This is a genomic window from Vibrio sp. VGrn 2 (genome assembly GCF_009361695.1).
Classification (GTDB): domain Bacteria; phylum Pseudomonadota; class Gammaproteobacteria; order Enterobacterales; family Vibrionaceae; genus Vibrio; species Vibrio diabolicus.
Window position 1 is genome coordinate 1 of sequence record NZ_RBWD01000028.1, and the last position, 21626, is coordinate 21626.

The window sequence follows — 21626 nt, forward strand, 5'->3', positions numbered from 1 at the left end:
AACTTTCATACCTATGCAGCGTAACTTCTTTACAATTACAACAAAACGCCCTTGTCTCTTCAGAACCGTACATTTTTACCAATCTGATTACTCCCTGTAAGCTAATTTTTCCCAAGCAACTAACGCCCTGCTAAGGGGTGAGCAACGCAATACCAAAGCCGCCGCATACCACCTTAATCACTAAATTCAACGCATAGTAAAAATGCCACGCGTTGCGAATCCCTCTTGAGCAGTTTGTTAGTTTGCAAACCCAAAGCGTTGATTTTACGTTATTTTAAACTTTGCAAACAATAAACTTTATGTGTTTTGATGCGCTTAAGTCAGGCGTAGTCTCAAAACGGCTACTCAATGAAACCACGTGGAACAAACAACGCCGCAGAAAACGAACTAACAACACCAAAAAGCGCTTTTGGAAAACCAATCTCACAATGCGGACTTTCAACAAAGCCACTAAAACCACATGAACTTACCACACCAGAGAAAACGCCATTTCAGCGAGTAAATCGGCTTTTGTACCAACAAACTCTACGAGCAGAGTTTCAGCAAAAAAGTTCGACTCAGGTAACCTAAAAGTCGCCGCACCAAAAAACAAATCAATCGTAGAAACGATGCCAATTTTGAATTTTCACCACGCTAGTTAACACCAAAATTGAAAGCTAATACGACAACTTAAACTTTGAGCTTTTACCACTAGATCTTGCGATATAGCTGCGTTTTTCCTCTTGCAAACTAACGCCCTGCTAAGGTGTGAGCCACATTAGCATCACAATAAAAATCACCACCATAATCACAAAAGTATGGGGAGTTAAAACTGCCGAGCGTGGCGAATCGCTCTTAAGCAGTTTGTTAGCATGCGGGGCAGATTGATTCACCATATTTACATACTGCCTCATAGCAGACACGTAGTTGCCGATTGTTCTATCAGATATTTCATGCGATTCATGAAGCTTCGCGACTATAGCCGAAATATCGTTTTCACTAGCTAGAGTTTTTGAGTTAATTCTAATATTTGCATGCTTCTCCACACCATTTAAGTAGGAAACATAAGACTTACAAGAGTCAGCCACTTTGTCATTTTGTCCTACGCCTTGCTCACGAATAAATGCTTCATATTTCTTCTGATGTTCAAACATAACCCTAGCCTCAGAGTATTCATACTCTTAAAACGTAGGTTACGATCCCATCTAATGTCATCTATGATTTCGTACAAAGCATGCTAACGCGCAAGTTAAGGTGTGAGAGACGCAGATCCACCCTAACCTAAAATAAACTCTGATAAATCCGTGCCCATTTGGGCACTAAAACCCCAATGCGTTTCGAATCGGCTTGAACGTCTTGTTATTCCGCAACTAAAGTCGGCTATGTTTACGCCTAATCTTTTGATATGACGAGAAATTTTCGGTATGCAGGCAAAAATCGAAGCCGAAGTATTTGGCAGCTCACTACCTTAAATCGCTTTAGCGTCACTCTTTAATTGCTGCGCCATATTAAGGTGCGCTTAAAGCGCTTTAAGGCTAGCATGGAAATGACCAATATTCGCCCTTTTCGCCGCTTTTCCAACCTATTACCCCGCCACTTTCACTCTTAGGCTACAACCACGTACATTCAGCCTGAGAGATCCGTTGCGGAAATAACGCCCTGTTAAGGTGTGAGCAACGCAATACCGAAGCGCCTGCATACCACCTTAAACACCAAACGCAACGCATAGTAAAAATGCCACGCGTTGCGAATCACTCTTAAACAGTTTGTTAAATTTCATCGTCAAGGGTGCGATCTTTTGCTACCCAATAATCTTGGTTTTCTGTGTACCAATTTACATGCTTCGATAAACCGTCCAAGTCAGGAAATGCAAACGCATCATTAATGCCATAATGATTCAGTTCAAACCTTAGTTCCTTAACATAATCTTTATCGATAACAATTAATTCAAGGATATCTTCGTCATGTAAAACATCTTCTAAAGGTTTGTTGGGTTGTCCATGTGCTGTAAAAACACCACCTTGCCTCGCAATTCTCGGGACGACTCCATTGGGCTTAAACAGTGAAATTCTATCGTAATCCTCGGGGGTAACATTCTGTGGGAGGAGTACCTTATGAGGCTTATAGCAATAGATGTGGGAATCCGTATCATACTGGTGTGTAGTAGCAAAATACGCCGCAACCATAGGGTTGTAACTCCAATCTAACAGCCTAGTTGCTAAGCCATGATGTTGTGCGATTGCCAACCAATCCCAGTCATTTTCAGGAGCATTTGTGACATACTCAACAGCTCGCCTTTTCCATGCCTTAAGAACTGTCAAATCATCAGATTTACAATAAGGTTCTCGCCCTGCTTTAGGCGTCAAAGTCCAAGTTGGGTCGGCATGTCCCCGAAAAACCCAACGGTTGGATTTCCGATAAACCGACAGTATTTCGTGTAGTTCAGAAAAACTAGATACATTATGAATCTTCAATATAACCTCCTGTAATTTAACGCCGCATTAAGGGGTGAGCAACGCAGACCGCTGAACTAAAAGCATTGTGCCGTAAACACTGAAACTGAAGCAAACCAAAAATGCCGAGCGTTGGGAATCCGTCTTAAATGCTTTGTTATATTTCAGATACAGAAAACCCCAACACAGCAATTGCATTGGGGTTACAGAACTCTTCCTTTTCGCTAGGATTTCACTAGCTCATCAGCAGGTTAAACCTGTAAGGAAGGTGGCACTCCAAAACTTCGATGAACTCTTGGCTGTGTGCTAATACAAATGACTTAACTTCTCTAAGAACCTTAATAACCATATGCATATCCTCCATAGTCAACGTCGATAATAAACTGATAATTTCTGCCAATACAAAAGTAACCCAAAAGCTACTCGGGTTGATTGTTAAAAATACCAAGCCTGTCATCATCAGTCTCAGGAGGCCACCCACGAGAGACACTTACGTGTTTCGACTATGAGATAGTACACCTATGATTAGTGCTTATCAATCATTATGTTAGCAGCTTAGTTTATTGAAATATAACGCCCAATTAAGGTGTGAGGCACACAATACGATGCTCCCGCATACCACCTTAATCACTTAAACCGACGCATAGTAAAAATGCCACGCGTGCCGAATCACTCTTAAATTGTTTGTTAGTTGCCCACCTCAAAGCCTAGTGCTAACATTTGTACACACACCAACAAAGGAATAAATCATGGACACTAGAATTCAATTTCGTGTTGATGAAGAAACAAAACGCCTAGCTCAACAAATGGCTGAGAGCCAAGGTCGCACTCTGAGTGACGCATGCCGTGAACTTACTGAGCAACTCGCTGAACAACAAAGAAAAACATTATCTCACGATGCATGGCTAACTGAACAAGTAAACCTAGCATTTGAGAAGTTTGACTCAGGAAAGTCCGTTTTCATTGAGCACCAAACTGCTAAATCTCGAATGGAAGAGCGGAAAGCCAGAATCCGTAATCGAGGTAAGCAATGATTTTATGGGAAGAAGAGTCACTTAGTGATCGTGAAAAGATCTTCGAGTTTCTCTATGACTTCAACCCTGATGCGGCAGAAAAAACTGACTACCTCATTGAAGCAAAAGTAGAAAACTTGCTTGAACAACCTTTAATGGGTGTACAACGAGATGGCATCCGCGGACGATTGCTCATTATTCCTGAGATTTCGATGATTGTCTCTTACTGGGTCGAGGGCGATATCATCCAAGTTATGCGTGTACTCCACCAGAAACAAAAATTCCCTACGGATTGATTGCTTCCTCTGGGGAACTAACGCCTTGTTAAGGTGTGAGGCACGCAATACCGATGCCGCCGCATACCACCTTAACCACTAAACCTAACGCATAGTAAAAATGCCACGCGTGCCGAATCACTCTTGAACAATTTGTTATGTAGCTGACTTTCAGGTTAGCGCTTTCTGTCCAATTTGGATTTTGGGTGTAATACCGGCTTTACGATACAAACCTAAAGCAGATTCATTGAAAGAATATACTTCTAACCACAGCTCTTCTCCGCCGTTAGAAATAGCCCTTTCCTCAAATGCCTCTATTAGCGTAAGTCCAACACCCTGATTCCTAAAGCACGAATCCACAACAATCTGTTCAACGCTTGCGATCTTTCGCTGTTTTAGCGTCCAAGACTTACGAACCCATAGCTCACCAAAAATAAAACCTACTAACTGCCCATTGCTCTCGGCTACCAGGAAAATCGAGCTTTCACTTTCGATTATCTTGTGTAGGTCTATTTTTTGCTCAATTTCTTCCGGTGATAAAAAGTCATCAGGTAAATTTGCTTGATGATACTCATTAAGCTGAAACTGTAGTTTCTTGATAACGCCGATATCTTCAATGCGAGCTTGGCGAATAATTAACATATATAAATCCTTTTAACTTACCGTCCTCTCGCGGCTACATAACGCCCTGTTAAGGTGTGAGCAACGCAATACCAAAGCTTCCGCATACCACCTTAAACACTAAACGCAACTCATAGCAAAAATGCCAAGCGTTGCGAATCACTCTTAAACAGATTGTTAGGCATTTTTTAACTGATCAACGTACTCATACCCAGAGTGAGTTACTCTAAAGACCTGCCCTTTATGACCGACGGCTTCAACAAAGCCCTCGTTAACTAGACTATTCAGAGCCGCTTCCCATCTTGCGATTTCTCTAGCAGAGTCATTTTGTAGCATTTGCTTTCCGTTAGTTTGCAATGTCGAACCGCCCAAGAAACTTATTTTCATAATATCGCCACTACGGTCTTTCGAAGCTTCAACTAGCAATTCAGCAGCATCATCACTTAACTGGTGCTTAGCTAGACTAGGTGTGCCGCCAAAAAGGTCAATTATCGTAGACTCTTCACGATGAAAGCCAACAAATGGGTCTTGCTTGTTTACTCTCCGAATTAGGGCTTCGTTAATAATATTGCTAAAGTTTTCCAGCGTTTCATACGATGAAACCAAACCTTTTTGATAACATTCCGCCTTGAAGTCCACCAGTTTTTGATACTGCTCTTGATCAACAGAACCCATTTGCACTGGTTGATCAGAAAAGCAAATCATCGCTGGTTTATCCTTTTGTATGTGTTCCCTGATTTCTTCAAGGGTCCCACTTTCATGATCACCAGTTGGAGTACCAATTCGAGTCCAAAACATGCCAATTAAGAAATCTGCATCTTGAAGTATTTGTTTATTTAGGACCCCTTGCGCTCTATCCCCCATTGCAGAGTAAGAGTGAGTCTCCCAACCAATAGCTTGCAAGATGACACCGGTTTCCTCCGAATGAAGGTCATTCCATTTCTGAATCACTTCACGAGCAATTTGTCTTTCTTTTGCAACGTCACTAGGTGAAGCTAAAAATACTTTATATACATTTGCTGAGTACATTTATTTTCCTTTGATGAACTCTAAATTTTCCAGAATGCCTAACGCCGCATTAAGGTGTGAGCGGCGCTTGGCTATACTTGAGCGAAGCGAAACTGCCAAGCGTTGCGAATCACTCTTAAATGCTTTGTTAGCTTTTTCCATTTACTCGGTATTCTTTGCCTTCAAGTCTTATGACAGTTTCTATACCTGCATTCATCAGCTCGAAGCCTAGATTGAATGGTACTTGTTTATTTTCTGGTATAAATGCTGCGTAAACATCAATACCACCATACAACCTGATATGCACCATAAACAATCCATGCTCATCTGGTTCGACAAATTGATAGTAAAAGACGTCAGGATTTTTTCCGTGCATTTCTACGCCTCTTAAGTCGATTTCTGCACGATCCTTAATAAATTGAACAAAGTTATTGTTTGCAGTATCGGTGCTATGCAGATAGCCCAACATTACTTTTACTTGCCCCTCAAAGCGTTTTTGAAAGTGATGGAAATAGAGCCCATAAGCTATATGGGTAAAGCACTCTCGCAAACGAGTATGATCAGGTGTACCCCAAATAACTTCGAGAAAATTATTGTCACGCTCAAGCACATAGTGCTTTCTCTTTTTGAAAGCTGCATCTAGCAGGCGATTTGATGAACGCTTAATAGCTCGATTAACTTTAGTAAACTTGTGTTGGTAGCCTATTGAGTTGTTACCAAATATCCCAGCCAATGAAACCATCAAAAACTCATCGTCTTTACTCTTTGCGCTATTATGGATATCACAACTTGGGACAGTAATGAGATGCTGCCTAAGATTTATGCCTTTGATGTCTTTTGATTCGGGGAATAAACACTTAGGAGGGACATGCTCACTAGATACTGCAAGCGAGTCACACATATAACAAGTTTTCATTTTTACCTCATAACTCGAAGAACAAGCTAACGCCTTGCTAAGGTGTGAGTAACGCAATACAAAAGCTACCGCACAGCGCCTTAATCACATAAGCCACCGCAAAGTAAAAATGCCACGCGTTACGAATCACTCTTAAGCAATTTGTTAGTACATGCGCTACTTCTATTTATGCGCTCCAAGATATTGAAAACTGGCATGATATGAAAGGCTTTGAACACTGAAGTGAGACGGGCAGCTACAAAACTTTACCTCGATAGGAAGACGAAAGTTGGCTAGAAGAAAAACACACGGAACTGCCCTACTTTCACTAGCTTCAAATTAGAAAAGGATTCTTTCCTCGTACTTCAACAGCCACACCAAAAGTTATCAGGGTTCTCTCAAAAGCCACCACGAAAATGAAGAAGCGCCAAAGAAATAGGCTAAGAGTTAGAAGCCGTAAACGCTGAAATCAAAGCGAACACTCCGCATATAGTGCCACCGGAAAGAAAGTGAAAGGCACTAACTGAAAGGTGTAAATACGAGCGCCAAAACAGATAAACACCAAAACTTATGACCTTTGATGTCAAACCCGTACTAACGCCTTGTTAAGGTGTGAGGCACGCAATACCAAAGCCTCCGCATACCACCTTAACCACTAAAACTAACGCATAGTAAAAATGCCGCGCGTGCCGAATCACTCTTGAACAATTTGTTAGGCATTTTCTTTCAACAAAAAAGAATCGATAAGATCCCATCTGTTTTCATAGCTTTCATAATTTGGTATGGATTTAATGCTTACTTTACCCCAATCTGCACTGCGAGGAGCTTCATGAATTAACCTAATTGGGAACACATAGTATCTGGGAGGCAGTATTTCTTTTTTGTTGTCTTTTGAGCCACGATTTAGAAATACAGCTACGACAAAGTCAGATTCAAGGTTTTTAATTGGAAAACCCAATGCACCCGTTCTCCATCTACTCTTAACTTGAACTCTCGCAGATTTATGAGAATCTGGATTAACAGCTACTAAGTCATAACCAGGCATATTTGTGTATGTTTTATAAGCTGAAATTCTATGGATCAACAACTGCCCTAAGACTAGAAACTCTGCACCCTCTGACTCTAAACGTGTATCTTGTCTCGCCATTTTTTCTCCTTGATGCCTAACGCGCAAGTTAAGGTGTGAGAGACGCAGATCCACCCTAACCTAAAATAAACTCTGATAAATCCGTGCCCATTTGGGCACTAAAACCCCAATGCGTTTCGAATCGGCTTGAACGTCTTGTTATTCCGCAACTAAAGTCGGCTATGTTTACGCCTAATCTTTTGATATGACGAGAAATTTTCGGTATGCAGGCAAAAATCGAAGCCGAAGTATTTGGCAGCTCACTACCTTAAATCGCTTTAGCGTCACTCTTTAATTGCTGCGCCATATTAAGGTGCGCTTAAAGCGCTTTAAGGCTAGCATGGAAATGACCAATATTCGCCCTTTTCGCCGCTTTTCCCACCTATTACCCCGCCACTTTCACTCTTAGGCTACAACCACGTACATTCAGCCTGAGAGATCCGTTGCGGAAATAACGCCTTGTTAAGGTGTGAGGCACGCAATACCTAAGCTTCCGCATACCACCTTAACCACTGAAATCAACGCATAGTAAAAATGCCACGCGTGCCGAATCCCTCTTGAACAATTTGTTATGCGCGTTCTCCACGATTGAACGCAACTACGGTAGCGCGTAATCTAATCAACTTAAACTCTGTAAGTAACACTGTAACAAAAGACAATATAGAAACGGAGATAAGTGCAATATTTATCAAGGTATTACCACTAAACTCATAAATACCTGACAGACCACTAAATAGTAAAAGACTGGCAATTATCGATAAAATCGAATCATTAGTTTTCACTTTATACTCATCAGCAGATATATCTTTTATTATCGAAACCGGATTTGAAAGTCCGTCAAGCCTAACTGCAATTTTTCCTTTTTTAATTTTGACTTTTATGCCAGAGCTTCTTAATGAATTAGCTAAATCTTCCATGATTGATTATCTCCATTTCTGCAAGCGCATAACGCCCTGTTAAGGTGTGAGCAACGCAATACCGAAGATCCCGCACAACACCTTAAACACAAAACGCAACGCATAGCAAAAATGCCACGCGTTGCGAATCACTCTTAAACAGATTGTTATGTGTCTTTTACTACGACTTAAAGTCTTTACACACCTTAGCCATACCCTCTGAGAACTTTACACATTTTTGACCATTTTCAGAACGTTCCAAACAGTTTGCCATACAAGTTTCATACGATTCTACTGACTCTCCATTTTCTTTCTTATCTGCATAGCCAAGTGAAGAGTGAACACAACCACTAGAAAGCAACACTCCGAAAATCAAGATTAATTGTTTCATAAAGATTCCCTCAGTAATCTACCCATTGATTACAGTAAGGCTGAGCAATCTCATGATAAACTACGCAAGTTCGTCCATCGTCCGAAACTGTGGCACAGTGAGTAGAGCACTTTTTATTGCTCCAAACATTACCACTAGAGTCATAAGAATAAGTATGCCACCACGAGTTACCTGTACAAGCTGCCACTGACAAGCAAACTATTAAGCCAACTAAAAACCTTACCATTTCACAACACCTCAAATAAGCACCATGAAGCATAATAATAGTTGACTTTCCACGATTAGCCATTGAGATGGACACATAACGCCCTGTTAAGGGGTGAGCAACGCAATACCGAAGCCGCCGCATACCACCTTAATCACTAAAAACAACGCATACCAAAAATGCCACGCGTTACGAATCCCTCTTGAACAGTTTGTTATGTGCGTGGTTGAAACCTACTCTACACTTGGCTCCGGTAAAACTGGTGGTGTACTGTCCATATAAGTTAAAAAGTTTTCCCATAACTCGTGCGTTCTTTGCTTAGTTAACTTAGTTTTGCACGATATCGCCATAATTCCACGAATAGTTCCATTACGCCATTGCGTATAAACCGAATCACAGTGAGAGGACATATATGCTTGCCAATCCTGTTGAGCAAGCTTAATTGCTGCGATCAGTTCTGGGTCATGAGAGTTGTGCTCAAAGCTAGTGTTTAGATATTTGTCTAATTTAACTTGTGCTGACTCTAATTCAATAGCGGCACATTGGTTTATCTCGATTGTGGTCATCGCATTATCACAGTCAATGGACTCTTCTTCAGCAAGAGCACCAAGCGAAAGACTAGCTAATATGATGATTAGACACTTATTCATCGTTTTCTCCGAAAGCACATAACGCCTTGTTAAGGTGTGAGGCACGCAATACCGAAGCTTCCGCATACCACCTTAACCACTAAAACCAACGCATAGTAAAAATGCCACGCGTGCCGAATCACTCTTGAACAATTTGTTATGTAGCCGACTTTCAGGGTAGTGCTTTCTGTCCAATTTGGATTTTGGGCGCAATACCAGCTTTGCGATACAAAGCTAGAGCAGATTCATTGAAAGAATATACTTCTAACCACAGCTCTTCTCCGCCGTTAGAAATAGCCCTTTCCTCAAATGCCTCTATTAGCGCCCGTCCAACACCCTGACTCCTAAAGCATGAATCCACAACAATCTGTTCAACGCTTGCGATCTTTCGCTGTTTGAGTGTCCAAGACTTACGAACCCATAGCTCACCAAAAACAAAACCTACTAACTGCCCATTACTTTCGGCTACAAGAAAAATCGAGCTTTCACTTTTGATTATCTTGTGTAGGTCTATTTTTTGTTCAATTTCTTCCGGTGATAAAAAGTCATCAGGTAAATTTGCTTGATGATACTCATTAAGCTGAAACTGTAGTTTCTTGATAACACTGATATCTTCAATGCGAGCTTGCCGAATATTTAACATATATAAATCCTTTTAACTTACCGTCCTCTCGCGGCTACATAACGCCCAATTAAGGGGTGAACAACGCCTCCCCCAAACCTAAAGCATTGTGCCATAAACACTAAATTTGAAGTAAAAGCAAAAGTGCCAAGCGTTGTGAATCCCTCTTGAATTGCTTGTTAGCCCTAGAAGTGACAATGCCACTCATCATAGGAAACTCCGTTTGATAGCTGCATACTGTATACTTTCGACTGAATTCCTTTTGAGTATATGGCTAACGGCCATAGGCGCATACGGCCTTGCCCATTACCGCTCATATTAACCCTACGAAAGTATGCTTCGAGCCCGCGCATATCATTATAAGTCCACGCAAACTTTGAGAATAACCCTGTAAGTAAAACACTAATTGGTGCGAAAAACTCTTTTTGTCCTTCTGCTTCTTTAGCTGCGCACACATAAGATGTATTTGCAGAACCGTTTTCACCGTAAATCTGTTTTAAACCATCATTGTAGTGCGACCATGCAGGGCCAATATATACCGACTTATGGGCTGTCCATGTAGCTAAGTCAGATACAGTAATAAAGTCCAGCTGTTGTATAGGGTGCTCAACAAATTCTGAATCAGCTTCCCACAAAGATTTTTCAATATTTTCTACTGGTTTTGAGTTATCACCTTTCCATGAGTGAGAGTGCGCCAATAAGCCATAGATTATCTTTGAATTTAGCTCTTTGTATGGACTGCCTTCCTCTGGTGGTAAGTTCCTTCTTATATTCGCTGCGGTTTTAACAGCCTCTTTAACATGCGAAGCTTTTAAAGTTGTTTTACACTCGAATGCAGCAGCTACACCTCCAGCTAAATACAGTTTTTTATCCAACAAGATTTTAGGATATGAGGGGTGCAACACTAGAATATCTATTTGTGGACTCGCATATCCGTTCTCGCATAGAATTCGACCTTTAGTAACTATGTGAAAATACGAGGGAAGCCAGTTTTTTAATAACGTCGCCCAATTCTCTTCACCTTGATCTCCTGCTGTCCCGGGATCCTCAGTTGCCCGCTTCATAATACGTTCATATTCCTCTTGAATATCCCTTTGCGCGGATATTAAGAAATCATGAATATCGTGCTTTTCTTCTGTCAACACTCACTCCTGACTTATTACTAGGGCTAACGCCCTGTTAAGGGGTGAGCAACGCTATACCGAAGCCACCGCACACCACCTTAATCACTAAAATCAACGCATAGTAAAAATGCCACGCGTTGCGAATCCCTCTTGAACAGTTTGTTAGGTGCGTAGCCAAAGTTGGTAAAAGTCTGTTTCATCGTGCTTGGGATTCTTGCGCACGAACTCCCAACCATGGCGCTTATAGAATGTGAGAGCTCGATGGTTAGTTCGGCTTACTGAAAGTACAGCACGCACACACCCCGCTTTACTCAAAGTGCTTACAATATAATCCTGCACTTTTGAAGCGAGTCCTGAACCACGAAAATTCGGCTGTAAGTAAATGAGATGCACATAACCAGTCTCCGGCTCGGGTGAAAAGCTACGAAACTCTAACTGCCCTGCAAACTGACCATCCACAAATATATGGATATAGAACCATCCTGATGTTGCTAAACGGTCTAAGACGCGTTCACGATAACCACTGATGAAGTCGTCGAAACCATCGTAATGCCCAAAACTACAAAAGTATGCATCTTTTCTCGCAGCAACGCATAATTCGAAATCATCAATGTTTATCCGCCGAAAAGCAATTTCCATACTTACCTTTTCCTTCAAGCACCTAACGCCGCGTTAAGGGGCGACAACGCTATGCCACCCAAACCTAAATATTGTGCCATAAACACATAAGCCAAACTTTAAACTAAAACCGCCAAGCGTTGGGAGTCCCTCTTGAACGCTTTGTTATGTTGCGAAGCTCGCTATTACGCACGTCAGAAACGCTGGTAAGCCAGACACAAAAAGCTTGATGCAAAATATCGTGTTTGACGAAAAACGTTCGTCGTCAATTTCATCAGCCACCGAACCATCGACCATTGAACCTGTCACCCTTTCCGCTTTATCGCCGCCAAAACCAACTTCAGGAGGATACATAAAAAATAATGCTGCTATTCCCCAAAGAATCATCACGACAAAGAAAGCGTAGTCAGACCAAAAATTAAGACCAAAGAACCCAGTAGATTCCTCAAATGCGACCACAACGGCGGTTGTAATGAGATTGCTGACAACAAAAAACTTCAATAAATTTAGCACTTTATTCCTCGCAACTCCCTAGCAACATAACGCCTTGTTAAGGTGTGAAGCACGCAATACAAAAGCCGCTGCATACCACCTTAACCACTAAAACCAACGCATAGTAAAAATGCCACGCGTGCCGAATCACTCTTGAACAATTTGTTATGCTCGCTCTTTTAGGGTTTGCACAAAACTTACAAGCAGCGAAACTTCGGTAGTTTCAAAGCACTCAAGTTTTGGTAATACATAACTGTCGTTCGCTGTTTTTAAAGTAATTTCTTTGAGCACTGTGCCGTCCCTTGAGTAACTTATATCAGAAGATTCAACATCACATACATTCAAATGCCAAAGTGTACTGTTGCCAAGTTTAAGAGTAATACGCCCACCTAGGACCTCGATGCTGTAAAGACCACTTTTATCCGGAAATTTTTGCTGTAGTAATAAGCTAATTACGGCTATTGAGCTCAAACCTAGCGCTACAAATAAGCTTCCTGAAGCAATAGAAATACAGATAATACCTATAGTGCCGATTAAAATTGCACCTTTATTCAAAGCTTTCTCTTTTTCCCTGAGAAACACAACTTCCTCCTAAGGGCATAACGCCTTGTTAAGGTGTGAGGCACGCAATACAAAAGCCGCTGCATACTACCTTAACCACTAAAACCAACGCATAGTAAAAATGCCACGCGTGCCGAATCACTCTTGAACAATTTGTTATGCTCGTTCTTTTAGGGTTTGCACAAAACTTACAAGCAGCGAAACTTCGGTAGTTTCAAAGCACTCAAGTTTTGGTAATACATAACTGTCGTTCGCTGTTTTTAAAGTAATTTCTTTGAGCACTGTGCCGTCCCTTGAGTAACTTATATCAGAAGATTCAACATCACATACATTCAAATGCCAAAGTGCACTGTTGCCAAGTTTAAGAGTAATACGCCCACCTAGGACCTCGATGCTGTAAAGACCACTTTTATCCGGAAATTTTTGCTGTAGTAATAAGCTAATTGCGGCTATTGAGCTCAAACCTAGCGCTACAAATAAGCTTCCTGAAGCAATAGAAATACAGATAATACCTATAGTGCCGATTAAAATTGCACCTTTATTCAAAGCTTTCTCTTTTTCCCTGAGAAACACAACTTCCTCCTAAGAGCATAACGCCCAATTAAGGGGTGAGCAACGCCACCACCCAACCTAAAGCATTGTACCGTAACCACTAAATTGGAAGTAGAAGCAAAAATGCCAAGCGTTGGGAATCCCTCTTAAATTGTTTGTTATGCCTGTGCTGCGACATAAGACTTATAAGTGACCTCATCAAAAGTGAGGGAGAACTGATCATTAGATCGAATACCTTGGTAAAATTTTACATTTGGATTTTGTCCTTGAATGATCAGACAAATAATCTCAAGAAACTCTCGGTCAATTTCTGAGCCAAAATACACGGCAGTCAGTGAATCTGAAGGATAGTGATAAACTTTATTAATTTCATGGTGGAACAGTCGCCATTCTTTCTCATAAGACCAATGTGATGACTTCGTACACAAAAAGCTATCTAAAAAATAGTCACCACCACCAAGCATCATTGCCACATAGTCAACTTGCTGTGGGTTGGCTACATAATTTACCTTACGCACTTTTTCAAATGGTTCGATGTCCGTTCGAAACTCTAGGCAAAAACCTTTTGCTGATGATGCATAGTGCGACCACATAAGCAGATTGTCATTTGTTTCACTAAAACAGCTAATACCTTTGTCATTAAACAAACCTTTAACGCGCTTTTCGCAAAGCTCCGAAGCCATATTTTTGAGGTTAACTTTGAAGTCATTTAAAGTTGTCTTGTACAACTGGTTGTACTTTTGGATTTCCAGACGATCTCGCAATTCAGCCTCGTAATGAGTCTTAATTAATTGAGCCTCTGGGTCATAAGGAAAACGGAGCTTTGGCGGGACCTCACAATCAAAGGGGTCATTAAAATTTTTAGGTGAGTTGAAATATAAAGCCTGAGATTTCAAGTTAATCAAAGACTGTACCGACATTGGTTCATATTTATATATTTTATTAGGAATTGCCATATTTTCCTCGAAAAGGCATAACGCCCTGTTAAGGGGTGAGCAACGCAATACCGAAGTCGCCGCATACCGCCTTAAACACTAAAATCAACGCATAGTAAGAATGCCACGCGTTGCGAATCCCTCTTGAACAGTTTGTTATGTGTGTTAGTTGATGTTTCTACTGATAATTTTAGCTAGAAACGTAACTAGCCCACGCTCTTCATACCCTGCATGAGACGATATTGCATAGTTACGAAAACCAAAAAACACACCAATTAAACCACAAGCTATTCCAAGCCATTCAAACCAGTGAATGCGACGCATGAAGATTGACTCAAAAGCTTGTGAAAAAGCACTAGCGGTCATTTCTGATGCCTTACTCTCAAGAAATGCAGGAAAGCCGAAGTAGAAGATGAGGAAAGATATAAACCCGAAGCAAATTGCAGCCCACCAAGGTAACCTAGCCGCTATATAAACTGAGTCACTGACTATCGCAGAACCGTTTGATCTTCGCCTGTAACGTCTTCCCATGATTTCCTCCGAACACATAACGCCGCGTTAAGGGGTGCCGGCACGCAATACAAAAGCTACCGCACAGCGCCATAAACACTGAACCCAACGCATATTAAAAATGCCACGCGTGCCAAATCCCTCTTGAACGCTTTGTTATACGCATGAACGTTTAAGCCAAGATTTTATGCCAAGCCCCCACTTTGAAACCATGATTTTTATGTGCTTTGATGCACTTAAGTCAGGCTTAGACTCAAAGCGGCTTGTCACTGAAACCACGTGGAACAAACCGCGCCGCAGAAAACGGACCTTCAACACCAAAAAGCACTTTTGGAAAGACAATTTCACAATGAGGACTTTCAACAAACTCACTGAAACCACGTGAACTCACCACACCAGAGAAAGCGCCCTCTCAGCAAGAAAACCAGCTTTTAGAAAGGCAAATTCACAGAGCTGAATCTCAGCGAAAAACGCAGCCTAAACTGACCCTGAAAAATCAGCACCAAAGAAGAAAACCACCGATAAACAGGACGCCCAAACTGAGCCGCGAGTCGAAGAAAACGAGAACTGAAACGGGAAATTTCTGACGCCTAAAAACCAAAAATCAACGCTGAGAATTGAGATTACTGCCCTGAATTTTTAGGCTTTCTTCATGTAGCGTATAACGCGCAAGTTAAGGTGTGAGAGACGCAGATCCACCCTAACCTAAAATAAACTCTGATAAATCCGTGCCCATTTGGGCACTAAAACCCCAATGCGTTTCGAATCGGCTTGAACGTCTTGTTATTCCGCAACTAAAGTCGGCTATGTTTACGCCTAATCTTTTGATATGACGAGAAATTTTCGGTATGCAGGCAAAAATCGAAGCCGAAGTATTTGGCAGCTCACTACCTTAAATCGCTTTAGCGTCACTCTTTAATTGCTGCGCCATATTAAGGTGCGCTTAAAGCGCTTTAAGGCTAGCATGGAAATGACCAATATTCGCCCTTTTCGCCGCTTTTCCAACCTATTACCCCGCCACTTTCACTCTTAGGCTACAACCACGTACATTCAGCCTGAGAGATCCGTTGCGGAAATAACGCTTTGTTAAGGTGTGAGGCACGCAATACCGAAGCTTCCGCATAACACCTTAACCACTAAAACCAACGCATAGTAAAAATGCCACGCGTGCCGAATCACTCTTGAACAATTTGTTGTGAGGCGCGCTCTCACTAGTGTTCAACTAGCCCCATTGTTTCAGCCGTAGATAAGGCATTAAAAGGGCTACTGATTTCGCCAGACAAGACCTCCACTTGTCGCTGGTCTAAATGCTGAATTCTTGAATCACTTGGCTTCTCAAAATAGATAAAACCTCTTAAGACTTCATTTAAAGTAGTGATATCTACTTCATTTAACACAGTCTTGAGATTGCTCGCCTCGACTTGAGTGCACTCATAGTCCTTAAGAAAGTGAATGTATAAGAATACTTCTCTTTTATCGTCAAGGCTCAAGCTTTCAAACCATTCAGATTTGGGGAAATCTAATATCGTTTGTTTACCAATTTTGTCGCACTCTTGCCATTTGTCATCCCATACTTTCAAGTAACTCAGCTTATCAACTTTCGCTGAGCAGCCAACGAGAAGCAGAGGCAATAGGTAAATAAATCCTTTTTTCATCATAAATCTCTAAGCTAAATAGCGACGCCTCATAACGCCCAATTAAGGGGTGAACAACGCCTCCACCCAACCTAACGCATTGTGCCATAAACACTAAATTTGAAGTAGAAGCAAAAATGCCAAGCGTTGTGAATCCCTCTTAAATTGTTTGTTAGGGCACTTCCAATTAGTAAACGCTGACCTCGATTAAGTTTGAGTCTGGGTCCAGAAAGTAAACTGATCGAATCGGACCATTTGCACCAGATTTCTGAACAGGACCCTCGACTATTTCTATGCCTGCTTCAGACAAGTGACTCAAAACTTTATCTAAAGACCAAGTAGATATTAGGCACAAATCTCCAGAACCTACTCTTGCTCGATTTCGCGGCTCCTGCCCTAAAAGTTGAAAGTTTATCTTTTGATTACCAAACTTAACAGCTTTGCGTCCATTGGCAAATATGAGTTCTTCCATATTTAAGGCGCGTTTATAAAACTGAACTGAGCGTTCTATTTCCGCTACAGTTAGAACGATATGATCAATATGACTAATCAAAATATACCTCCCTGTGCCCTAACGCCCAATTAAGGTGTGAGGCACGCAATACCGATGTTGCCGCATACCACCTTAACCACTAAAGCCAATGCATACGAAAAATGCCACGCGTGCCGAATCACTCTTAAATTGTTTGTTAGGTGCGTAGCTTAATCTTGCACTAATCTGACCCATTTTGCCCGCCATGCCTGTGCTTCCATTGGGTCTGGCCAGAACTCTTTTTGCTTACTTATTAAGCCATTTTCAACGGTATGAAAAGTTATAGCTCGTGCTTTTTGGACACTATCTGTAATTGATACATCAGTGACAACTGTTTCACCGTCGCAAACTACAGAGTGAATTGTAAACTCCCAAATACCATTCGCTGGGTAATAGGAATTGATAGCCGTAAAGTTGTCTCGGCCAATAATAAGTTCACCAGACTGCGGCCAGAAACCCTCAAAGTCTGGGCTAAGCCACTCGCTTGCTTTGGCAAAGCCATTTGTTTTCATCGCATCCCAAAAAGCTAGGACGACTTCCTTTGAGTTCATGATTTTCTCCAAGCACCTAACGCCCTGTTAAGGTGTGAGCAACGCAATACTGATGTTTCCGCAAACCACCTTAACCACTAAACACAACGCATAGTAAAAATGCCACGCGTTGCGAATCACTCTTAAACAGTTTGTTATGTTTCTTGCAGCTGAGGCGCTATTTGAGCTAGTAATTTGCAAGTATAATCAATTGCTTTACGAGCGACTTGTTGTGAAACGAACTCAGCTTCATGCACAGCATTATTTCTCGGTTCAACTAATAATTCTCGATAACGGTATTCTTGCTGCAATAAGTTTAAGTGGAGTTGGGAATCAGCCAAGTTAAAGCGTCCGCCAAGGGTTTTGTTACTTGGATGACTTAGACGCAAACCAATCTCTTCATACGATAGACCACGCGTAGAAAGCTCAAGCGAAATTAACTCGGTTAACGCATTTTCAATTGCTGCACCACACTCGATTACAGTCTTACGATAATCTTTCTGCAAAAATGCACGATTAGCTTCTAAGTAGAGCTTATAAGTTAACTTTAATGGCGCTCCAGATGACGCTAAAGAACATGCTTCCAGGAACTGTGCATGTGTGATATTTTTTTGCCAATTATCAAGGCAGATAGTAATTAGCTTGTTTTCAGAAATCCCTTGTTTCTTTCCATTTTCATCCCATTGAAAAAGATGAAAATTATCGCCATATGAATTCAATGTCTGTTCAATACGAACGTTTTGATTAGACATCACTTCTAAGCAATCAAGTAATAAATTCAACCATGATACAAATGCTTCATAAATCAGCTTACTATCTACTTCAGCATCATTGGCGTGAAACTGAAGTAATATGTTATGTACACTGGAATGACCACAAGGATAGCGATTAGGCCTGCCCCAGAATATAGGTTCTGCGCCTTACTTCCAACCAATAGCAGGCTCAGGCGGGGTTAGGAGTTTCCAAAGTGGGTCTGATTCATCCTCCGCCCAATTAGGTAAATGAGGCATATGAATCACACCGTTGACCCCACCGAGTTTGATTGGGTATGACTTTCCAAGTGCCGTTCTATCAACACTAATCGGGTGCTTTAACTCAAAAACACTATATAAGTTCGCCATAATTACTCTCTGAAACATAACGCCGCGTTAAGGGGTGAAGGCACGCTACACATAGGATTCTGCATAGCGCCTTAAACACAGGACTCGCCGCATACTAAAAATGCCACGCGTGCCAAATCCCTCTTAAACGCCTTGTTAGCATTTTTTTTACACCAAGCTCCAAACCTTCAAAGTCAGGATCATAGTGACTGACTAATAGATCTGCATATTTGATACTAGTTGTGTCAGTAACATTGATGAATGCCAATATCGTTAATGTTATCGATACAATCAACACTACAAAAACGTTACTTATAAATGTGAAAGACAAAGCAACTTCACCTACATGTAAAGCAAGTAATTCATCATATAGCCACATTACGGAATATACTGCAGGCATTGCTGTAACGAAATAACCAATAAAGTTTTTGACTGGTTTCAAGATATACTCACGTAGACGAATGTTAGGACTCCTGTACTTCTCTGATAATACGAAGGACTTATCTTTAACAACTACATACGCTTTACACTTTCTGAACAACTGGATTGCATTACTTGGTTTTTGGGATAGCAACAATGCCTCGATTGCATCGAAGTCTGCATCCAACTTGAAAACCGATTTAAACTGTTGCTCAACTACTAGTTTCATTGATTTATTCGTTTCAGATTCAAAACACTGATAGAAGAATTCTAGATTTTTTACCCGAAACTGATTACGAGCAGACAACCAATCGTTAAGAAACTTAAAAACTGGTAAAGCACCTACCAAAAATGCTGTAATCGCTGCCCAAGATACCGATACCAAGTTGTTTCTCCTTATTGAATGCTAACGCCGCGTTAAGTGGTGAGCAACGCAGACCTCCGACCTAGAATATTGTGCCGTACACACTAAAGCCAAAGCAAACGAAAAATGCCACGCGTTGTGAATCCGTCTTTAACGCTTTGTTAGCTTATTACTTTCCGAGTATTCCAAACTAAAACAATAACTTACTTTGATATTAAACGTGAAGTCGAAATTATAAACATAGCCGAGAACTTCAGGCGATGAACTTAGCATTAACTTGAGCTTAGCCAAAACCGCCAAGCGTGGAGACTCTCGGAACTTCACCCGACAAGGCTCGTATTGGATTTGCTGCTTTCAAGAACAAAACTTTGCCATTAATGAGGCAGAGGCGGAACTGAAATTATCACCAACAAACCAAGCCCAAGCCCAAGCCCAAGCCCAAGCCCAAGCCCAAGCCCAAGCCCAAGCCCAAGCCCAAGCAACATTATGACCGCACAGAGTAAGAATGACCGCTAAAAAATGTAAATGACTACCGCTGATACAACCAAAATATTTGCCAATCAGATTGCTCATTTTTACGATATGCCCTACCTAACATCAGCTATATGAGTTTGATTTTTCAGACTGTAAGCTAACGCCGCATTAAGGGGTGAACAACGCCACCACCCAACCTAAGCTATTGTGCCGTAAACACTAAAGCCGATTCAAACCGAAACTGCCAAGCGTTGTGAATCCCTCTTAAATGCTTTGTTATACGCGGGCTTCCGACCAAACTGCGAACTCATTACCACTTGGTTCTAGAAAATGAAAACGGCAACCGCCAGGAAATTCGAATATAGGGCGAATGATTTCACCACCACTTTGAGCGACTTTCTTTAGAGTACCTTCAATGTCAGAGCTGTAGAATACTAAAAGTGCTCCACCCGTATTAGTTTGGTTGCAGCAATCAGATTTGAAGAAGCCACCGTCTAATCCCTGATTTGAAAAAGCTGTATATTCAGGTCCGTAGTCGACAAACTCCCAACCGAAAACTGAAGAGAAGAATGATTTTGTCAACTCTAAGTCTTTTGCACCAAACTCAACATAATTAAGTTTTTCATGCTGATTCATTTCCTTGCTCCTTGTTGATTGCCCTGATAAGCGTATAACGCCGCATTAAGGTGTGAGCAACGCGACCACTGAACCTAACCACACCACCGTAAACACAGAACCTAACGATGACATCAAAAATGCCAAGCGTTGGGAATCACTCTTAAATGCTTTGTTAGGCGATTGCTAACTACTGTGCACCACCTATTATTTTCTTAATTGAATCTTTAATATCGGCTAAAACCTTGTTATGTGCAGCCATGACTTCACCTGATTCCCCAAACCCTTCAGGATTTACGAATAAGGCCGGTAAATGCGCAACCTCTACGCCTCTTTCTCTATCACTCAGTATTTCAGTTTTGTACTTTAATATTGCATCAATCGTTTGGCGCATACGAGGATTGGAATCCACTTTTCTAGCTTCTAGAAGTGTTAACTCAAACTCCACTACAGAAGGCATATTTTCAAGTACAGGGGCAGCAATTTGAGAAAAAGGCGCCATATTTGGTGCTGGCAGCCTATATGCGTACAGAGCATCTAATCCCATGATCTTGTGATTTTTATCTTGGGTCAGCCAATGTTTAACTCTTTCCCAAGGCACGCCTAATAGAGCCGCGCCTTCCCCCCAATGTGTGGTTACGGGAGAAGATACATTGTCTTCTAACCAGTCTAACGCTTTAGAACAGCCTGTGTATGCGACAAGTTTTGAGTTTGAAGATTTTAATTCTGGCCTTTGTTGAGCTAACAAGCTTATCAACCATTCAAAAGTTATTTCAGGCCCCGCATTCAACAGCATTTCAGCCATTTGATCTGACAAATCAATATAATCAGTTTCTGATAAGTCCATAACTCTGAATCATTCCCTCTTCGCCTAACGCGCAAGTTAAGGTGTGAGAGACGCAGATCCACCCTAACCTAAAATAAACTCTGATAAATCCGTGCCCATTTGGGCACTAAAACCCCAATGCGTTTCGAATCGGCTTGAACGTCTTGTTATTCCGCAACTAAAGTCGGCTATGTTTACGCCTAATCTTTTGATATGACGAGAAATT

Annotated in this window: 29 protein-coding genes and 1 other RNA gene; 2 read left to right on the forward strand and 28 right to left on the reverse strand. The window is 41.4% G+C overall.

Annotated features, from left to right (window positions below):
* Positions 1–740: 740 nt before the first annotated feature.
* The 3 genes from D8S93_RS23500 to D8S93_RS23515 form a co-directional block, all read right to left on the reverse strand.
* Complete coding sequence (locus tag D8S93_RS23500) at positions 741–1133, reverse strand: hypothetical protein (protein ID WP_152815873.1); 393 nt, start codon at positions 1131–1133, stop codon at positions 741–743.
* 615 nt (positions 1134–1748) lie between these two features.
* Complete coding sequence (locus D8S93_RS23510; protein WP_152815876.1) at positions 1749–2453, reverse strand: FRG domain-containing protein; 705 nt, start codon at positions 2451–2453, stop codon at positions 1749–1751.
* A 423-nt stretch (positions 2454–2876) separates the two neighbouring features.
* Positions 2877–2937, reverse strand: an RNA gene (locus D8S93_RS23515) — hammerhead ribozyme type II.
* Positions 2938–3181: 244 nt separating this feature from the next.
* Between D8S93_RS23515 and D8S93_RS23520 the strand changes: the two genes are divergently transcribed.
* Positions 3182–3466 carry a type II toxin-antitoxin system RelB/DinJ family antitoxin gene (locus tag D8S93_RS23520; RefSeq protein WP_011082348.1) on the forward strand — a complete coding sequence of 95 codons (285 nt, stop codon included), beginning with the start codon at positions 3182–3184 and terminating at the stop codon, positions 3464–3466.
* The gene (locus tag D8S93_RS23525) at positions 3463–3741 is read left to right on the forward strand and encodes a type II toxin-antitoxin system RelE/ParE family toxin (protein ID WP_152815879.1); all 279 of its coding nucleotides are present in this window, start codon (positions 3463–3465) and stop codon (positions 3739–3741) included. The genes D8S93_RS23520 and D8S93_RS23525 overlap by 4 nt, the downstream gene beginning before the upstream one ends.
* A gap of 150 nt (positions 3742–3891) precedes the next feature.
* Here D8S93_RS23525 and D8S93_RS23535 read toward each other — a convergent pair whose 3' ends face one another.
* The 25 genes from D8S93_RS23535 to D8S93_RS23730 form a co-directional block, all read right to left on the reverse strand.
* Positions 3892–4362 carry a GNAT family N-acetyltransferase gene (locus D8S93_RS23535; RefSeq protein WP_152815883.1) on the reverse strand — a complete coding sequence of 157 codons (471 nt, stop codon included), beginning with the start codon at positions 4360–4362 and terminating at the stop codon, positions 3892–3894.
* Between the two features lie 156 nt (positions 4363–4518).
* Complete coding sequence (locus D8S93_RS23545; RefSeq protein WP_152815886.1) at positions 4519–5370, reverse strand: DUF4062 domain-containing protein; 852 nt, start codon at positions 5368–5370, stop codon at positions 4519–4521.
* A complete protein-coding gene (locus D8S93_RS24920) occupies positions 5371–5511 on the reverse strand; it encodes a hypothetical protein (protein ID WP_193621669.1) in 141 nt (46 codons plus the stop codon).
* Complete coding sequence (locus D8S93_RS23550; RefSeq protein ID WP_136996154.1) at positions 5498–6265, reverse strand: hypothetical protein; 768 nt, start codon at positions 6263–6265, stop codon at positions 5498–5500. Before D8S93_RS23550 ends, D8S93_RS24920 begins: the two co-directional genes overlap by 14 nt.
* A gap of 691 nt (positions 6266–6956) precedes the next feature.
* Positions 6957–7391, reverse strand: a complete 435-nt coding sequence (locus tag D8S93_RS23565; protein ID WP_152815891.1) for a hypothetical protein — start codon at positions 7389–7391, stop codon at positions 6957–6959.
* Positions 7392–7939: 548 nt separating this feature from the next.
* A complete protein-coding gene (locus tag D8S93_RS23575) occupies positions 7940–8287 on the reverse strand; it encodes a hypothetical protein (protein ID WP_053809161.1) in 348 nt (115 codons plus the stop codon).
* 160 nt (positions 8288–8447) lie between these two features.
* Positions 8448–8657, reverse strand: a complete 210-nt coding sequence (locus D8S93_RS23585) for a hypothetical protein (RefSeq protein WP_050903701.1) — start codon at positions 8655–8657, stop codon at positions 8448–8450.
* Positions 8658–9095: 438 nt separating this feature from the next.
* On the reverse strand, positions 9096–9512 hold the full coding sequence (locus tag D8S93_RS23595; protein WP_152815894.1) for a lysozyme inhibitor LprI family protein: 417 nt from the start codon (positions 9510–9512) through the stop codon (positions 9096–9098).
* 151 nt (positions 9513–9663) lie between these two features.
* Positions 9664–10134, reverse strand: coding sequence for a GNAT family N-acetyltransferase (locus tag D8S93_RS23605; protein ID WP_152815896.1), 471 nt, complete (start codon positions 10132–10134; stop codon positions 9664–9666).
* A gap of 164 nt (positions 10135–10298) precedes the next feature.
* Positions 10299–11255, reverse strand: coding sequence for a DUF6602 domain-containing protein (locus D8S93_RS23615; protein ID WP_152815899.1), 957 nt, complete (start codon positions 11253–11255; stop codon positions 10299–10301).
* Between the two features lie 144 nt (positions 11256–11399).
* Entirely contained in the window at positions 11400–11876 is a 477-nt protein-coding gene (locus D8S93_RS23625) for a GNAT family N-acetyltransferase (protein WP_152815902.1), read from the reverse strand.
* 144 nt (positions 11877–12020) lie between these two features.
* On the reverse strand, positions 12021–12368 hold the full coding sequence (locus D8S93_RS23630; RefSeq protein ID WP_276438612.1) for a hypothetical protein: 348 nt from the start codon (positions 12366–12368) through the stop codon (positions 12021–12023).
* 144 nt (positions 12369–12512) lie between these two features.
* Positions 12513–12929: a hypothetical protein gene (locus D8S93_RS23640; RefSeq protein ID WP_256902901.1), complete on the reverse strand. Its 417-nt coding sequence runs from the start codon at positions 12927–12929 to the stop codon at positions 12513–12515.
* Between the two features lie 135 nt (positions 12930–13064).
* Positions 13065–13481, reverse strand: coding sequence for a hypothetical protein (locus D8S93_RS23650; RefSeq protein ID WP_319803074.1), 417 nt, complete (start codon positions 13479–13481; stop codon positions 13065–13067).
* 137 nt (positions 13482–13618) lie between these two features.
* On the reverse strand, positions 13619–14416 hold the full coding sequence (locus D8S93_RS23655; RefSeq protein ID WP_152815905.1) for a DUF2971 domain-containing protein: 798 nt from the start codon (positions 14414–14416) through the stop codon (positions 13619–13621).
* A gap of 144 nt (positions 14417–14560) precedes the next feature.
* The gene (locus tag D8S93_RS24925; protein ID WP_039978369.1) at positions 14561–14926 is read right to left on the reverse strand and encodes a hypothetical protein; all 366 of its coding nucleotides are present in this window, start codon (positions 14924–14926) and stop codon (positions 14561–14563) included.
* A 1190-nt stretch (positions 14927–16116) separates the two neighbouring features.
* A complete protein-coding gene (locus D8S93_RS23680) occupies positions 16117–16563 on the reverse strand; it encodes a hypothetical protein (RefSeq protein WP_227484027.1) in 447 nt (148 codons plus the stop codon).
* A 163-nt stretch (positions 16564–16726) separates the two neighbouring features.
* Positions 16727–17092: a VOC family protein gene (locus D8S93_RS23685; protein ID WP_046874687.1), complete on the reverse strand. Its 366-nt coding sequence runs from the start codon at positions 17090–17092 to the stop codon at positions 16727–16729.
* A gap of 149 nt (positions 17093–17241) precedes the next feature.
* The gene (locus tag D8S93_RS23695) at positions 17242–17622 is read right to left on the reverse strand and encodes a nuclear transport factor 2 family protein (protein ID WP_193621666.1); all 381 of its coding nucleotides are present in this window, start codon (positions 17620–17622) and stop codon (positions 17242–17244) included.
* A 134-nt stretch (positions 17623–17756) separates the two neighbouring features.
* The gene (locus D8S93_RS23705; protein ID WP_193621667.1) at positions 17757–18353 is read right to left on the reverse strand and encodes a hypothetical protein; all 597 of its coding nucleotides are present in this window, start codon (positions 18351–18353) and stop codon (positions 17757–17759) included.
* A 168-nt stretch (positions 18354–18521) separates the two neighbouring features.
* Positions 18522–18722 carry a hypothetical protein gene (locus D8S93_RS23710; protein WP_152815916.1) on the reverse strand — a complete coding sequence of 67 codons (201 nt, stop codon included), beginning with the start codon at positions 18720–18722 and terminating at the stop codon, positions 18522–18524.
* A gap of 94 nt (positions 18723–18816) precedes the next feature.
* Positions 18817–19506, reverse strand: a complete 690-nt coding sequence (locus tag D8S93_RS23715) for a hypothetical protein (RefSeq protein ID WP_152815918.1) — start codon at positions 19504–19506, stop codon at positions 18817–18819.
* A gap of 333 nt (positions 19507–19839) precedes the next feature.
* The gene (locus D8S93_RS24930) at positions 19840–20058 is read right to left on the reverse strand and encodes a hypothetical protein (protein ID WP_193621668.1); all 219 of its coding nucleotides are present in this window, start codon (positions 20056–20058) and stop codon (positions 19840–19842) included.
* 177 nt (positions 20059–20235) lie between these two features.
* The gene (locus tag D8S93_RS23725; protein ID WP_152815925.1) at positions 20236–20595 is read right to left on the reverse strand and encodes a VOC family protein; all 360 of its coding nucleotides are present in this window, start codon (positions 20593–20595) and stop codon (positions 20236–20238) included.
* Positions 20596–20764: 169 nt separating this feature from the next.
* Positions 20765–21421, reverse strand: a complete 657-nt coding sequence (locus D8S93_RS23730; protein WP_152815928.1) for a hypothetical protein — start codon at positions 21419–21421, stop codon at positions 20765–20767.
* Positions 21422–21626: the final 205 nt, after the last annotated feature.